General features: G+C 54.3%; 16 protein-coding genes. 12 read left to right on the top strand and 4 right to left on the bottom strand.

From position 1 onward, the window contains the following. Positions 1 to 12 precede the first annotated feature (12 nt). Positions 13 to 1,458, top strand: coding sequence for a metalloprotease TldD (tldD, locus tag I2123_RS21595; protein ID WP_213051490.1), 1,446 nt, complete (start codon positions 13 to 15; stop codon positions 1,456 to 1,458). 78 nt (positions 1,459 to 1,536) lie between these two features. On the opposite strand, the gene aaeR is transcribed toward tldD, so the two are convergent. Further along, complete coding sequence (aaeR, locus tag I2123_RS21590; RefSeq protein WP_112168380.1) at positions 1,537 to 2,475, bottom strand: HTH-type transcriptional activator AaeR; 939 nt, start codon at positions 2,473 to 2,475, stop codon at positions 1,537 to 1,539. 281 nt (positions 2,476 to 2,756) lie between these two features. Between aaeR and aaeX the strand changes: the two genes are divergently transcribed. The 3 genes from aaeX to aaeB are packed head-to-tail and all read left to right on the top strand — an operon-like array spanning position 2,757 to position 5,871. After that, positions 2,757 to 2,960, top strand: coding sequence for a p-hydroxybenzoic acid efflux pump operon protein AaeX (aaeX, locus tag I2123_RS21585; RefSeq protein ID WP_015698919.1), 204 nt, complete (start codon positions 2,757 to 2,759; stop codon positions 2,958 to 2,960). A gap of 7 nt (positions 2,961 to 2,967) precedes the next feature. After that, a complete protein-coding gene (aaeA, locus tag I2123_RS21580) occupies positions 2,968 to 3,903 on the top strand; it encodes a p-hydroxybenzoic acid efflux pump subunit AaeA (RefSeq protein ID WP_112168379.1) in 936 nt (311 codons plus the stop codon). A gap of 9 nt (positions 3,904 to 3,912) precedes the next feature. Then, complete coding sequence (aaeB, locus tag I2123_RS21575; RefSeq protein ID WP_112168378.1) at positions 3,913 to 5,871, top strand: p-hydroxybenzoic acid efflux pump subunit AaeB; 1,959 nt, start codon at positions 3,913 to 3,915, stop codon at positions 5,869 to 5,871. Positions 5,872 to 5,924: 53 nt separating this feature from the next. On the opposite strand, the gene I2123_RS21570 is transcribed toward aaeB, so the two are convergent. Further along, the gene (locus I2123_RS21570; protein WP_213051489.1) at positions 5,925 to 6,506 is read right to left on the bottom strand and encodes a maltose acetyltransferase domain-containing protein; all 582 of its coding nucleotides are present in this window, start codon (positions 6,504 to 6,506) and stop codon (positions 5,925 to 5,927) included. Between the two features lie 182 nt (positions 6,507 to 6,688). Between I2123_RS21570 and I2123_RS21565 the strand changes: the two genes are divergently transcribed. The 3 genes from I2123_RS21565 to I2123_RS21555 all read left to right on the top strand — a co-directional run bounded on the left by I2123_RS21565 (position 6,689) and on the right by I2123_RS21555 (position 8,975). Beyond that, a complete protein-coding gene (locus I2123_RS21565) occupies positions 6,689 to 8,149 on the top strand; it encodes an NAD-dependent succinate-semialdehyde dehydrogenase (RefSeq protein ID WP_213051488.1) in 1,461 nt (486 codons plus the stop codon). 77 nt (positions 8,150 to 8,226) lie between these two features. Next, entirely contained in the window at positions 8,227 to 8,676 is a 450-nt protein-coding gene (locus tag I2123_RS21560) for a ribonuclease domain-containing protein (RefSeq protein WP_112168375.1), read from the top strand. 5 nt (positions 8,677 to 8,681) lie between these two features. After that, entirely contained in the window at positions 8,682 to 8,975 is a 294-nt protein-coding gene (locus I2123_RS21555; protein ID WP_112168374.1) for a barstar family protein, read from the top strand. A 35-nt stretch (positions 8,976 to 9,010) separates the two neighbouring features. Here the strand turns inward: I2123_RS21555 and yjgA are convergent, their stop codons facing one another. After that, positions 9,011 to 9,562, bottom strand: coding sequence for a ribosome biogenesis factor YjgA (gene yjgA, locus I2123_RS21550; RefSeq protein WP_112168373.1), 552 nt, complete (start codon positions 9,560 to 9,562; stop codon positions 9,011 to 9,013). 217 nt (positions 9,563 to 9,779) lie between these two features. Between yjgA and pmbA the strand changes: the two genes are divergently transcribed. Together pmbA and cybC are read left to right on the top strand one after the other, a co-directional pair. Beyond that, complete coding sequence (gene pmbA / locus I2123_RS21545; protein ID WP_112168372.1) at positions 9,780 to 11,120, top strand: metalloprotease PmbA; 1,341 nt, start codon at positions 9,780 to 9,782, stop codon at positions 11,118 to 11,120. Between the two features lie 167 nt (positions 11,121 to 11,287). Then, positions 11,288 to 11,674, top strand: a complete 387-nt coding sequence (gene cybC / locus I2123_RS21540; protein WP_112168371.1) for a cytochrome b562 — start codon at positions 11,288 to 11,290, stop codon at positions 11,672 to 11,674. A gap of 151 nt (positions 11,675 to 11,825) precedes the next feature. Here cybC and rnk read toward each other — a convergent pair whose 3' ends face one another. Next, a complete protein-coding gene (gene rnk / locus I2123_RS21535; RefSeq protein WP_213051487.1) occupies positions 11,826 to 12,236 on the bottom strand; it encodes a nucleoside diphosphate kinase regulator in 411 nt (136 codons plus the stop codon). A gap of 399 nt (positions 12,237 to 12,635) precedes the next feature. Between rnk and I2123_RS21530 the strand changes: the two genes are divergently transcribed. The 3 genes from I2123_RS21530 to I2123_RS21520 are packed head-to-tail and all read left to right on the top strand — an operon-like array spanning position 12,636 to position 13,692. Further along, entirely contained in the window at positions 12,636 to 12,986 is a 351-nt protein-coding gene (locus I2123_RS21530; RefSeq protein ID WP_112169165.1) for a PRD domain-containing protein, read from the top strand. Between the two features lie 41 nt (positions 12,987 to 13,027). Beyond that, positions 13,028 to 13,393, top strand: coding sequence for an SFCGS family glycine-rich protein (locus I2123_RS21525; protein WP_013577270.1), 366 nt, complete (start codon positions 13,028 to 13,030; stop codon positions 13,391 to 13,393). Continuing rightward, the gene (locus tag I2123_RS21520) at positions 13,393 to 13,692 is read left to right on the top strand and encodes a DUF4312 family protein (protein WP_112169167.1); all 300 of its coding nucleotides are present in this window, start codon (positions 13,393 to 13,395) and stop codon (positions 13,690 to 13,692) included. Before I2123_RS21525 ends, I2123_RS21520 begins: the two co-directional genes overlap by 1 nt. Positions 13,693 to 13,711: the final 19 nt, after the last annotated feature.

Below are 13,711 nucleotides of genomic sequence, written 5' to 3'. Positions count from 1 at the left end.
GAGTGAACATCTATGAGTCTGGCCTTAGTCAGTGAGCAGTTACTAACTGCCAATAATCTGAGTCATCAGGATCTGTTTTCCGTTTTGGGCCAGTTGTCAGAACGTCGTCTCGATTACGCCGATCTCTTTTTCCAGTCCAGCTTCCATGAAGCCTGGGTGATCGAAGACAGCATCATCAAAGATGGGTCTTACAATATCGATCAGGGCGTCGGCGTGCGCGCCATCAGCGGCGAGAAAACCGGTTTTGCCTACGCCGATCAGATAACACTGAATGCGCTGAACCAAAGCGCCACGGCGGCGCGCAGTATTGTCCGCGAACAGGGCAACGGAAAAACGCGAACGCTGGGCGAAGTGGCCTACAAATCTATGTACTCTGCGCTGGATCCGCTGCAAAGCCTGTCGCGCGAAGCGAAAATTGACCTTCTGCATCGCGTGGACAAAATTGCCCGCGCGGCCGATAAGCGCGTGCAGGAAGTCAGCGCCAGCATCACCGGCGTCTATGAAACCGTACTGGTCGCAGCGACAGACGGCACGCTGGCGGCGGATATCCGTCCGCTGGTGCGTCTGTCCGTCAGCGTACTGGTCGAGCAGGATGGCCGCCGTGAGCGCGGCTCCAGCGGTGGCGGTGCGCGCGTCGGGTATGATTACTTCCTCGAAACTGTGAACGGTGAAGTGCGCGCCGAAGCTTTTGCACGTGACGCCGTGCGTATGGCGCTGCTGAACCTGACGGCGGTTGCTGCACCGGCTGGCGGTATGCCGGTGGTGCTGGGCGCGGGCTGGCCGGGCGTTTTATTGCACGAAGCGGTGGGTCACGGGCTGGAAGGCGATTTCAACCGTCGCGGTACGTCGGTCTTTAGCGGTCAGATGGGCAAACTGGTGGCATCTGAACTGTGTACCGTGGTCGATGACGGTACGATGCACGGTCTGCGTGGCTCGCTGGCGATTGATGATGAAGGCGTGCCGGGCCAGTACAACGTGCTGATCGAAAACGGTGTGCTGAAAGGCTACATGCAGGACAAACTGAATGCGCGCCTGATGGGCGTTGCGCCGACCGGTAATGGCCGTCGTGAATCTTATGCGCATCTGCCTATGCCGCGTATGACCAACACCTACCTGCTGGGGGGGAAATCCACGCCGGAAGACATCATCAGCAGCGTCGAATATGGTCTGTATGCACCGAACTTTGGCGGCGGTCAGGTGGACATCACCTCCGGCAAATTCGTGTTCTCCACGTCCGAAGCCTATTTGATTGAAAAGGGTCGCATCACCAAACCCGTTAAGGGCGCTACGCTTATCGGTTCCGGTATCGAAGCGATGCAGCAGATTTCCATGGTCGGTAACGATCTGGCGCTCGATAAAGGTGTCGGTGTATGCGGCAAAGAAGGCCAGAGCCTGCCGGTCGGCGTCGGCCAGCCGACCCTCAAGCTGGATAATCTGACGGTGGGCGGCACGGCGTAATCTCTACTCTTTTTGTTTTTATCCCTCCCCTTTGATAAGGGGAGGTTAGGTGGGATTTTGGTGTGTTTTTTCCAGACATCACTCCCACGGCATCCCCTTCTTCCCCTGCCGGTAGCCCTGATATACCTTGCCGACCTGTTTGAAGTAATCCGTCAGATAGTTAATGCAGACCTGCACTTTCAGCGGCAGTTTGTCTTTTTCGGTGTACAGCGCGTAGACCGGGCGCGGATCTGACTGATAGCTGCGAAACAGAATCTCAACGTCTCCGGCGTTAATCTCTTCGATAATCCACATCAGCGGTACGTAGGCGATGCCGACGCCTGCTTTCAGCCAGCGGATCATCGTCTGCGAATCGTTGGTGACGAAGCGTCCCTGCGGATTGATACGGGTGGTGATACCTTCGGGGGCGATGAGTTCAAATTCACTGTCCGGACGGACGCTGTACTCCAGCCATGAGAAATTCACCATGTCCGCCGGTTTTTCCGGCGTGCCGTGCTGAGCCAGATAACTGCGGGCGGCGCACACCACCATCGGCATCGAACCGAGTCGCGTGGAGAACAGACTCGAGTCCTGCAACGCCCCGACGCGGATGACTACGTCTAAGCCGTCGGCGATCAGATCCGGCGCCGGGATGCCGGTGACCAGATTGACGGTCAGGCCGGGGTATTCACTGAGCATTTCGGCGGTCATCGCAGCAAGAACATTTTGTGCCATTGTTGATGAGCTGCCGATGCGTAACGTCCCGGTGGGTGTGTTGTTGAAGGCGTATAATTGCTCATGCACTTCACGCACGTCATGAAGCATTTTCCGGCAGCCCTGATAATAAATTTTTCCGGCTTCGGTCAGGCCGATACTGCGGGTGCTGCGGTTTAATAATTTGATTTGTAACTCATTTTCAAGCTTTGAGATCGTCTGGCTGATGGCGGAAACGCTCATGTCAAGGCGTCGCGCCGCGGCGGTAAATGAGCCGCTCTCCACAACCTGAGCGAAAATTGACATGCGTTTTAATCGGTCCATTGTTAACTCTGGCTTAAAAGTGATTTAGATCACATAACGTTGATCCCTTGATAATAAGCAGGCTAATATACCCTTCCGGGCGATAAACCTCAGGTTTCAGTTATCCTGATTGCTTACCTTCGCACACTTCCCTGGCAACCCCACAGTTTCCATCTCTGCCTCCCGTGAATTATTTCTCCGGGTTTGTGAGCTGTTGCCTAAAATAATGAATAATGTGCGCGCGGGATTAACCAGCATTTCTGCCGTCATACTGCCCGTCGTCATAATGTAAGGAATTTTTGATGAGTTTGCTTCCGGTAATGGTGATTTTCGGATTGTCGTTTCCCCCGGTGTTCTTTGAAATACTGCTGGCGCTGGTGGTGTTTTTCCTGCTGCGGCGCGTTTTGCAGCCTACGGGAATTTACGACTTTGTCTGGCACCCGGCGTTGTTCAACACAGCTTTGTACTGCTGTCTTTTCTACCTGATCTCCTGCATGTTCGTCTGAGGGCGTTGTGAAAAATTTCTCTATAAAAATAATACGTTATCTAATTACGCTGATTCTTGTCGTTCTGGCTGTCATCGCAATCTTCAAAGCCTGGGCGTTCTACACTGAATCACCGTGGACCCGTGATGCCAAATTTACCGCTGACGTGGTATCCATCGCACCCGACGTCACCGGTCTTATCACCGATGTGCCGGTCATTGATAACCAGCTGGTGAAGAAGGGGCAAGTGCTGTTCAAAATCGATCAGCCGCGTTATCAGCAGGCGCTGGACGAAGCGAGCGCTGACGTCGCGTACTATCAGGCGCTGGCCGCTGAGAAAAAACGCGAAGCCGGACGTCGTGTGAAACTGGGTGTGCAGGCGATGTCGCAGGAAGAGATCGACCAGGCGAACAACGTGCTGCAAACTGCACAACATCAGCTGGCGAAAGCCCAGGCTGCGCGCGATCTGGCGGTGCTTGATCTCCAGCGCACCGTGGTTGTTGCCCCTGCCGATGGCTGGGTGACTAACCTCACCGTGCATCCGGGTAACTACATCAACCGCGGTTCGACCGCCGTCGCGCTGGTGAAGAAAAACTCCTTCTATATTCTTGCCTATCTGGAAGAAACGAAACTGTCCGGCCTGAGCAAAGGTGACCGCGTGGAAATCACGCCGCTTGGCAGCAATCGCATCATGCACGGCACGGTCGACAGCGTGGCGGCCGCGGTAACCAACAGTTCATCCTCTGCGGCAACCAACGGGCTGGCGACTATCGACAGCAACCTCGAATGGGTACGTCTGGCGCAGCGTGTGCCGGTCAAAATTGTCCTTGATGATGCCGATCAGCTGCATCCGTATCCGGCAGGCACTACGGCGACCGTTGTGATTACCGGCAGTCACGATCGTAAGCAAACCGACGGTTCGCCGTTCCGTCGTCTGTTACACCGCCTGAGAGAATTTGGCTAAGGCCGGAAGATGAATAGCGTACTTATTCCCCGTGTCCGTTTTGCGTTTAAGCTGACGTTCGCGATCCTCGGCGCGCTGGTGCTCGGGTTCTATCTGCAACTCGAAACCCCGCGCTGGTCGGCCATGACCGCCGCCATCGTGACCTCCGGCCCTGCGCTGGCGGCCGGTGGCGAGCCGTTTGCCGGTGCCATCCGCCACCGTGGTTTTCTGCGCGTTATCGGCACCTTTATCGGCTGTCTGGCCGCACTGGTTATCGTGATCGCCACGGCGCGTGCACCGGTGGTGATGCTGCTCCTGTGCTGTATCTGGGCGGGCGTCTGCACCTGGTGGTCTTCGCTGGTTCGCGTCGAAAACTCCTATGCGCTCGGTCTGGCCGGTTACACCGCGCTGATTATCGTCGTCACGTCCGCCGCCACGCCGCTGCAAACGCCGCAGTTTGCGGTAGAGCGTTGCAGTGAAATCGTCCTCGGAATTTGTTGTGCGATCGTCGCTGATCTGTTGTTTTCTCCCCGTTCTATCAAAAAAGATATCGACCGCGCCGTCAGTCAGCTGTTGCTCGATCAGTTCGCGCTGATGCGGATTTGCGTAAACAACGCGTCAAAGGAAGACATTGATAAATCGTGGAATAATCTGGTGAAAAGCACCACGGCGCTCAACGGCATGCGCAGCAGTCTGATGATGGAATCATCACGCTGGCAGCGCTGCAACCGGCGTCTAAAAGCGCTGCACAGCACCTCGCTGAGCATGATTACGCAGGCCTGCGAAACCTATCTGATCCTGCAAAACACGCCGGAAAGATTGTCTCCGGAATTGAAGGCGATGTTCGATGAACCCGCGGAAACCATCGCGGATGTACACCGCCGGCTGAAACTTCTGCGTCAGACCATTACCGGTTCGCACAGTGATAACGTCCTGATGACCATCAGCGCCTGGGCCGGAGCGGCTACCCGTGCGCTGTTGCTGATGAAAGGCGTTCACACTAATAGCAGCATCAGCAGTATTGAAAGCAGCGTGCTGGACAGCGAAGTGGTGGTGCGACCTGCTTCGGCGGAGCGCCATCATGCGCTGATTAACGGCCTGCGCACCTTTACCGCGACCGCCATCGGCTGCCTGATGTGGCTGTGGACCGGCTGGACGTCGGGCAGCGGCTGCGTGGTGATTATCGCCGTCGTGACCTCGCTGGCGATGCGCACGCCTAACCCGAAAGGCATGGCGATGGACTTTATCGTCGGTATGCTGCTGGCGATCCCGGTGGGGTCGATGATGTTTATGCTGATCATGCCCGCGACGCAGCAAAGCCTGTTCCTGCTGTGTCTGTCTCTGGGGATTTTCACCTTCTTCATCGGTATTGAAGTGACCAAGCGCCGCCTCGGTATGCTTGGGCTGCTGGCGGGGACCATCAATATTCTGGTTCTGAGTAACCCGATGAAATTCAACGTGACGTCGTTTCTGGATAACGTCACCGGTCAGGCGATCGGTACGGTGATTGCAATGGTGGTGCTGCTGGTGGTGCGTGATAAATCGCGGGAGAAAACGGGCCGCACGCTGCTTAACCGCTTTATGAGCAGCGCCGTTTCCGCGCTGACCACCAAAGCCTATCGCCGCCGCGAGAACCATCTGCCTGCGTTATACCATCAGTTGAATCAGCTGCTGGTGATGTTCCCGAACGACATCGGTAAATACCGCCTGGCGCTGATGCTGATAATCGCGCATCAGCGGATGAAGCTGGCGGAAGTGCCGGTGAACGACGAACTGTCGGCCTTCCATAAGAAAATCCGTAATACGGCTGACCACGTAGTGTCAGCCTCGGGCGAAGGAAAGCGGACGTATTATTATCAGCGCTTGCTGAGTGAGCTCGGGGAGTATCAGGAAAAACTGGTGGAATACGACGCGCCGCTGAAAGTCACCGAACCTGTGCGGCGCCTGACCGACATGCTGCACCGTTATCAGCATTCGTTCGTCGCCTGAGTCAATCAAAAGCAGGGCCGATGCTGAAAAGCACCGGCCTTTTTCGTTCTCTTTTACGTCGGGAATGCTTCGCGATCTTGCGGCCCGATGGCCCGCATAACGCGGCACGGGACGCCTGCCGCGACTACATTCGCCGGGATAGATTTTGTGACCACGCTGCCTGCGCCAATCACGCTGTTACGACCAATCGTTACGCCCGGATTCACCATTACGCCCGCACCCAGCCAGACGTTATCTTCAATCACAATTGGCAGGGAGAACTGTTGCCCGGTGATGCGGATTTCCGGATCGATGGGATGCCCGGCGGTGGCGAGGGTCACATTCGGCGCAATCATCACGTTATCGCCGATGGTGACCGTGGCGTCATCTACCAGCGTGAGATTGAAGTTGGCGTAGAAGTTCTTGCCGATGTGCGTATGCGTGCCGTAGGCCACGCGCAGCGGCGGTTCAATCCAGCCGTTCTCGCCGATGCTGCCCATCATGTCTTTCAGCATCCGCTGGCGCTTTTCCTCTTCCGAGGGGCGGGTGAGGTTGTAATCGTACACCCGTTCTTTCCCTGCGCGGCGCTCTTCCGGCAGCCCTTCGCCCATGTCCGTATACAGCTCGCCGATATTCATTTTTACGCGTGTCGACATCCCTTTTCCTTAATTATTAAGACCGTGATAACTCAGTTTACTCACCGGCTTTGCGGTTGTGAACGTGTGACATTCCACTTTGCGAGCTGTGTCTCTCAGTGCTGTCTGAGAGACGCTTCCTCCTGAGCCGCTATACTTATTTCTATTCATTGCTTTAAACGGCGTACGTCAGGAGGATTTACATGTCTGCCCACCCTAAGAAACTGTCCGAACATCCTTTATTTAAGACCGGTTATTTCACCGGCGGTAAATGGCATGAAGCCAAAACCACGTTTGATGTGCTGGATCCGGCCACCGGCGACGTGGTGGCAAAAGTCGCCAAAGCCGGGAAAGCGGAAACCGAAGCGGCGATCAAAGCGGCCAGCGATGCCTTACCGGCGTGGCGCAAAACCACTGCCAAAGCACGTTCTGAAATTTTGCACCGCTGGTATGAGCTGATGCTGGAGAACAAACAGTTTCTCGGCGAGCTGATGGTGGCGGAGCAGGGCAAACCGCTGAAAGAGGCGCTGGGCGAAGTCGATTACGCCGCCAGCTATCTGCAATGGTTCAGCGAAGAAGCTAAGCGCGCGAACGGCGAAATTATTCCGCCAGCAAAAGCCGGTTCCCGCATTTTTGCCACCCGTGAACCCGTCGGCGTGGTCGCGGCAATCACACCGTGGAATTTCCCGCTGGCGATGCTGACCCGCAAACTCGGCCCGGCGCTGGCGGCAGGTTGTACCGGCCTCATTAAACCGGCGAATAACACGCCGCTTTCGGCCTTCGCGCTGTTACAGCTGGCAAAAGACGCCGGTGTGCCTGATGGTGTGATAAACGGCGTGGCCGGTGATACGCATGCCATCAGTGACGCCATCATGGCCAGCGACAAAGTGCGCAAAGTCTCCTTCACGGGGTCGACCGAAGTGGGCAAAACGCTGGTGCGTAACAGCGCCGACACCATGAAAAAAGTGTCGATGGAGCTGGGTGGCAACGCGCCGTATATCGTGTTTGACGATGCCGATCTCGAAGCCGCCGTCAAAGGCGCGATCACCTGTAAATTCCGTAACACCGGACAGGTCTGCGTGTGCATCAACCGCATCTACGTGCAGGACGGCGTTTACGATGCATTCGTTTCTCGTCTGGTGGAAGAAGTGCGCAAACTGAAAGTCGGCAACGGCATGGATGACGGCGTGATTGTCGGGCCGCTGATCGACATCAAAGGGCTGGAGAAAGTAGAAGATCACGTCAAAGATGCGCTGGAGAAAGGCGGACGACTGATGGAAGGCGGCGAGCGTCACAAGCTCGGCGGCAACTTCTTCCAGCCGACGGTGATTGCCGATGCCACCGACGATATGAAAGTCGCCCACGAAGAAACCTTTGGCCCGCTGGCGGCCTGTTTCCGTTTCAAAACGGAAGAGGAAGTTATTCAGCGCGCCAATGATACTCCGTTCGGGCTGGCAGCTTATTTCTACAGCCAGAACCTGCAACGCGTTTTCCGCGTCGCGGACGCGATTGAAAGCGGCATGATCGGCGTGAACGAATGCGCGATTTCCAACGAAGCCGCGCCGTTTGGTGGGGTGAAAGAGTCCGGTCTGGGGCGCGAAGGGTCGGTGCTGGGGCTGGAAGAGTATTTGCAGGTAAAAACGTTACATTTAGGAAATCTATAAGTCACCTTTTCAGAAAGCGGATTCTAGGAAACAATAAAGAGGAACACATCATTTCCGGCTATGCACAAAGGACGTCAATGAAGGTATTTAACGGGCTGCGTTCGCGCACGCTGATGATGGTCGCCGCCGTGATTCTGGGGCTGTCCGGCGTCGCCGGGCAGGTTGTCGCGAAAACGACATACAACTCTGGCACCATCGTATCGGGCACCGATGAGAAAACGGTAGTCAGCTATTTACGCCAGAATCACCGGTTGCCTGACAACTACATCACCAAGAAAAAAGCGCGGGAAGCGGGCTGGGATGCACGTTCCGGTAATCTTTGCGACGTGCTGCCGGGAAAAGCCATTGGCGGTGACCGTTTCTCGAACCGGGAAGGGCGTTTACCGACAGCGTACAAACGGGTCTGGCGTGAGGCGGATATCAACTATCGCTGCGGACGTCGCGGCGCTGATCGTGTGCTGTTTGCCAGCGACGGGCTGATTTATGTCAGCCGTGACCATTATCAGAATTTTGTTCGGGTGGAGTAATGTCGATGAATAAAGTGAGCTTCGATTTTAATCACATCCCGGATTTACCGGCATTCTATGCCGAGTTTGTCCGTCAGTTTGCACTGACAGAAAGCTTTGGCGCGAATCTGGATGCACTTTGGGATGAAGTCACGGGCGGGATTGCGCTGCCGGTGGAGATAGATTTTATCAATCTGACTGCCAGCCGTAAGCGGCGTTTCGGCGCACTGATTTTGCTGTTTGAAGAGGCAGAAGAAGAGCTGGAAGGCGAGTTGCGTCTGAACCTGCTGGAGAAACCTGTCGCGAAAGCGAAAGGCTGAAAACAAAAAACCCGCCTTTCAGCGGGTTTTGTTTTTTATTCCTGGGCCTGAGCCAGTTCGCGCAGATACTGGAAAATCTGGCGGTAAGATTTCGGCGGTTTGTTGGTCGCTTTCTCTTTCTGTGCGTTGCGGATTAATGCACGCAGCTGCTGGCGGTCGGCTTCCGGATACAACTCCAGCACCGTTGGCACCGCTTCATCGCCTTCTTCGACCAGACGGTCACGCAGCATTTCCAGTTTATGGAACAGCGAAACCTGCTGGTTGTGGCGGTTTTTGAGCTTGTCGAGCGCGGTTTCAATCGGCTCCACATCGCGCGAACGCAGCATTTTACCGATCAGCTGTAACTGGCGGCGACGGCCTTCTTTTTTGATTTTCTGAGCTAAATCGATGGCCGCACGCAGATCTTCATCCAGCGGCAGTTTATCGAGTGAGTTTTTACCCAGATCCACCATTTCTGCACCGAGATCTTTCAGCGCCTCGGCGTCACGTTTGATTTCACTTTTACTGACCCAGATGATCTCATCATCTTCTTCGTTCTCATTATTCTCGGGAACGTCATCGAGCCAGTCGTCAATTTTCTTTGTCATGGGCGCTTCCTCTTATCGAGGTAATCCTGTCAGTTTGATTGTGCTTTATTGCTTCGGCGGCATTATGCCACAGAGATGGCTATTCTGTTGCAACTTCGGTCTTAACAACGCCGCACGCCATGCGAAATTATGGCGAGTCTCTGTTAGACTCAAAAGTATAAGTATCTGTGTTTCAGTGTAGAACAATCCCTTTTATCTCATAAGCGATGGCATGCCGATGAACGTAGTGAATCAAGTTGCGCAGCAGCGTAAAACCCTCGAACAGGCCGTATCTCAGGCATTAGAACTGGCGAAAGCGGGTTCAGACGCCGCGGAAGTGGCGGTCAGCAAAACCACCGGTATCGGCGTCAGTACACGTTTTGGTGAAGTCGAGAACGTTGAATTCAACAGCGACGGCGCGCTGGGCATCACCGTTTACTATCAAAACCGCAAAGGCAGCGCGTCTTCCACCGATTTAAGCCCGGATGCGATTTCCCGCACCGTGCAGGCCGCGCTGGACATTGCCCGTTACACCTCGCCGGATCCCTTCGCAGGCGTCGCGGATAAAGAGATGCTGGCGTTCGACGCGCCGGATCTGGATTTATTCCATCCGGAAGAGCTGGATCCGGATCGCAGCATTGAGCTGGCGGCGCGCGCTGAACAGGCCGCGCTGAAAGCCGATAAACGCATCACTAACACCGAAGGCGGCAGCTTCAATAGCCATTACGGCATTCGCGTCTTTGGCAACAGCCACGGCATGCTGCAAAGTTATTGCTCGACGCGCCACTCGATCTCCGCCTCAGTCATCGCCGAGCACGAAGGCAACATGGAGCGCGATTACGCGTATTCCATCGCCCGTAAAATGAGCGATCTGAAAGACCCGGAATGGGTTGGCGCAGAGTGCGCACGCCGCACGTTGTCGCGTCTGGCACCGCGTAAATTGCCGACCATGCACGCACCGGTGCTGTTCGCTGCCGAAGTGGCGACCGGCCTGTTTGGCCATCTGGTTGGGGCGATCAGCGGCGGCAGCATTTACCGTAAATCTTCCTTCCTGCTCGACAGCCTTGGCGAACAGATCCTGCCCGAGTGGCTGACCATCGAAGAACATCCGCATCTGTTGCAGGGGCTGGCCTCGACGCCGTTCGACAGCGAAGGTGTACGCACCCAGCGTCGTGACATCGTTAAAGCGGGCGTGCTGCAAACCTGGCTGATGACCTGCTATTCCGCGCGCAAACTCGGTCTGCAAACCACGGGGCACGCAGGCGGCATCCACAATTGGCGCATCGCCGGTCAGGGTGACGACTTCGCCGGCATGTTGCGTAAGCTGGACAAAGGTCTGGTGGTGACGGAACTGATGGGGCAGGGCGTCAGCGGCGTTACCGGCGACTACTCCCGCGGTGCGGCAGGTTTCTGGGTCGAGAACGGTGAAATCCAGTATCCGGTAAGTGAAATCACCATCGCCGGTAACCTGAAAGACATGTGGCGCGATATGGTCGCCATCGGCAGCGATATCGAAACCCGCAGCAACATCCAGTGTGGTTCTGTATTGCTCCCGTCGATGAAAATCGCCGGCGAATAATCTCCCGAAGCAGCGGTCGCCCGATCGCTGCTTACTTTTTCCCTCGCCTATCACGCCTCTTTACAAAAAAAGTCGTTCCACTTTGCCCCTTCTCAGCCTATTTTTATAAAGCCTTACAAGCAATGTCGTTTTAAATAACAAATTTATAACAATAGAGAGACTCCCTTATGCGTAAACATCTGATGGCGTTAGCCGTAGTGGCTTTATTAGGAAGCAGTACGGTCGCACTGGCGGCAGATTTAGAAACAGACATGGACACGATTGCCGATAACTACGGCAAAGTGTTGAAAACCAACGATCAGGCGGAACTGACCACCGGTCTGGCGAACATGAAAGCAGCAGCGGAAGATGCGAAGAAAGCGACCCCACCGAAGCTGAAAGGCAAAGCGCCGGACAGCCCCGAGATGAAGGACTACCACAAAGGGCTCGATACGCTGATTGGCCAGATCGATTCGGCTGCTGCTTTAGCTAAAGCGGGCAAAGTGGATGAAGCGAAGAAAGAAGCTGAAGGATTTAAGGCGACCAGGAATGAGAACCATAAGAAATTTAAGTAAATGATGCAGCCCTGGTCCTCCCCCTGCGAAGGGGGAGGACGGGAGGGGGTTTTAATGACAAAACCATTGGCTGTACATACTACAAATTATTGATTTGTTTGTTATACCCCACCCCGATCCTCCCCTTCGCAGGGGAGGGAATTAACGGACTTTAACGCCGCAGTTCGCCGGCTGCTTCCGGCTGAAACAATAACTCCAGCACCTCGATCCGGCTGTCTTCTCCGTTCGGCATCTTCCATGTGATACTTCCACCCACGCGCACGCCCAGCAACGCTGCCCCAAGCGGTGCCATCACTGATAACTGCTCGTTACTGTCTTTCAGCGCCGCCGGATACACCAGCGTGCGGATATGTTCTTCGCCCTCTTTACCTTCTGTAAAGCGAACCTTGCTGTTCATCGTGACCACGTCGGCGGGCATGTCTTCTGGCGGCAAAATCTCTGCGCGATCCAACTCTTCATTCAGGGCATCTGCGACCGGGCTGTTGGCATAGGCAGGCTGCGCCAGCAGGGTGTCCAGGCGTTCTGCGTCAAGTTCGCTGATGGTCAGTGTCGGTTTGCTCATAACATTCTCCAGGATTCCTTTTGCATCACCCGCTTCGTGCGGATGGGTTGCCAGTAGGCAAAAAATAACACCCCCGCGGGTAAGCGCAGGGGTGTCAGTAATTTGCGGATGTTCTTTGATACTAGGCACTCTTAAGCGGAAATGAAAGGGATGTGATGGAATTATTCCGCAGTGCGAAAATTCCGATAACCAGTGAAATACGCTGCTACAGACGGTAATACTCAGTGATATGACGACTTAACTTATCGTTTTGCGAATTGGATCTGCTCAGCTCATTGTATTTCCACTTCGAACTGGAAAAAGACGGTCTACACAGGAAATCCCCTTGGGGTTAGGGTAAAGACAGACGAAATAAACGGCTGAAATTAGAGAGTCAGGCAAGGAGAGAGGTAACCGCGAGTGAATAACGCAAGCGCATCTGTTAAGGGGGCCGGGCAAATTGAATTGAAAGACGCCGCGGTGACCACAGAGCAAGTTTTAAAAGATATTCAGGCCATGCAAAGTGCAAAAAATATCTATACCACAGATGTTCAGTTGCAAATGTTAACGTCTCACGTTAAAGCCATGGTATTGCGATCTATTACCGGTGAGCCGTTACCTGAAGTCGAAAAAGAATTATTTGATGAGATCTCTGATGACTCCATGAAAATGGCAGAAGAGGTGATCGGCTGGTTCGGAAATTTACCCATCGAAGAAGCCTATTTGCTCTCGGTGCATTTCGAAGTCGCACGCGACAACGAGCCAAAATAAATTTCACATACCGTACAGCGAATTAATTGGAGAGATAAATCATGGGACAAGTATTAGTCGTGATAGGCGACCGTTTAGGTAAAGGGCAGAAAGTCGCAGCAGGCGTAGAAGCGGCAGGCGGAAAAGCCATTGTTGTCCCTGGTATGGCAGCAGATATGAAACTCGGCGACGTGATGAAAGCAGAAGGCGCGACCTTTGGTATTTCTTTCTGCGGCAGTGGCGGCGCGGGTGCGATTACCGCACAAAACAAATATGGATATAAAGCCAAATACGGGATGCGCTCAGTGGATGAAGGTGTCACCGCAATTAACGAAGGCTGTTTGGTATTAGGGTTTGGATTTATGGATAAAGAAGAACTGGGTCAGCGCCTGGTGGAAGCTTATAACAAAAAGTATGGTCAGGCGTAATGAAACAACAATCAACCACGACAGTTCGGGTTGAGGGAAAAGGCGAAAATAAGGCTGCCGCCTTTTCTTCCGCACTGAGTCAGGTTCAGCGAACCGTTCTCAAAGCTTCGGTGAATAATGTCTTGCTGCGCATTGAACCGCAGGACGTCAAGGTAATTAAAGCCGAAGAGTCCGTTAAAAGAGAAAAGTTTCTGTTCTTTTTTCTGGCCAGGGAAAAAAAGAGTTATTACGTGGCGTTAGACATTACCGTCAACCTGACTGTTATTGATACGGAACAGGTAGTTTTTGTCACGAAATAAAAACGTTAGCTATAAATGA

Origin of the sequence: Rahnella inusitata, from assembly GCF_018288855.1 — a bacterium.
GTDB classification, from domain to species: Bacteria; Pseudomonadota; Gammaproteobacteria; order Enterobacterales; family Enterobacteriaceae; genus Rahnella; species Rahnella inusitata.
The sequence above is the reverse complement of the archived record's forward strand: the minus strand, read 5'-3'. Positions and strand labels throughout refer to the sequence as shown.

Excerpts from the sequence above, each read along its gene's own strand:
- tldD (WP_213051490.1), top strand. The coding sequence starts at position 13 with ATGAGTCTGGCCTTAGTCAGTGAGCAGTTACTAACTGCCAATAATCTG.
- aaeR (WP_112168380.1), bottom strand. The coding sequence starts at position 2,475 with ATGGACCGATTAAAACGCATGTCAATTTTCGCTCAGGTTGTGGAGAGC.
- aaeX (WP_015698919.1), top strand. The coding sequence starts at position 2,757 with ATGAGTTTGCTTCCGGTAATGGTGATTTTCGGATTGTCGTTTCCCCCG.
- aaeB (WP_112168378.1), top strand. The coding sequence starts at position 3,913 with ATGAATAGCGTACTTATTCCCCGTGTCCGTTTTGCGTTTAAGCTGACG.
- I2123_RS21570 (WP_213051489.1), bottom strand. The coding sequence starts at position 6,506 with ATGTCGACACGCGTAAAAATGAATATCGGCGAGCTGTATACGGACATG.
- I2123_RS21565 (WP_213051488.1), top strand. The coding sequence starts at position 6,689 with ATGTCTGCCCACCCTAAGAAACTGTCCGAACATCCTTTATTTAAGACC.
- I2123_RS21560 (WP_112168375.1), top strand. The coding sequence starts at position 8,227 with ATGAAGGTATTTAACGGGCTGCGTTCGCGCACGCTGATGATGGTCGCC.
- I2123_RS21555 (WP_112168374.1), top strand. The coding sequence starts at position 8,682 with ATGAATAAAGTGAGCTTCGATTTTAATCACATCCCGGATTTACCGGCA.
- yjgA (WP_112168373.1), bottom strand. The coding sequence starts at position 9,562 with ATGACAAAGAAAATTGACGACTGGCTCGATGACGTTCCCGAGAATAAT.
- pmbA (WP_112168372.1), top strand. The coding sequence starts at position 9,780 with ATGAACGTAGTGAATCAAGTTGCGCAGCAGCGTAAAACCCTCGAACAG.
- cybC (WP_112168371.1), top strand. The coding sequence starts at position 11,288 with ATGCGTAAACATCTGATGGCGTTAGCCGTAGTGGCTTTATTAGGAAGC.
- rnk (WP_213051487.1), bottom strand. The coding sequence starts at position 12,236 with ATGAGCAAACCGACACTGACCATCAGCGAACTTGACGCAGAACGCCTG.
- I2123_RS21525 (WP_013577270.1), top strand. The coding sequence starts at position 13,028 with ATGGGACAAGTATTAGTCGTGATAGGCGACCGTTTAGGTAAAGGGCAG.
- I2123_RS21520 (WP_112169167.1), top strand. The coding sequence starts at position 13,393 with ATGAAACAACAATCAACCACGACAGTTCGGGTTGAGGGAAAAGGCGAA.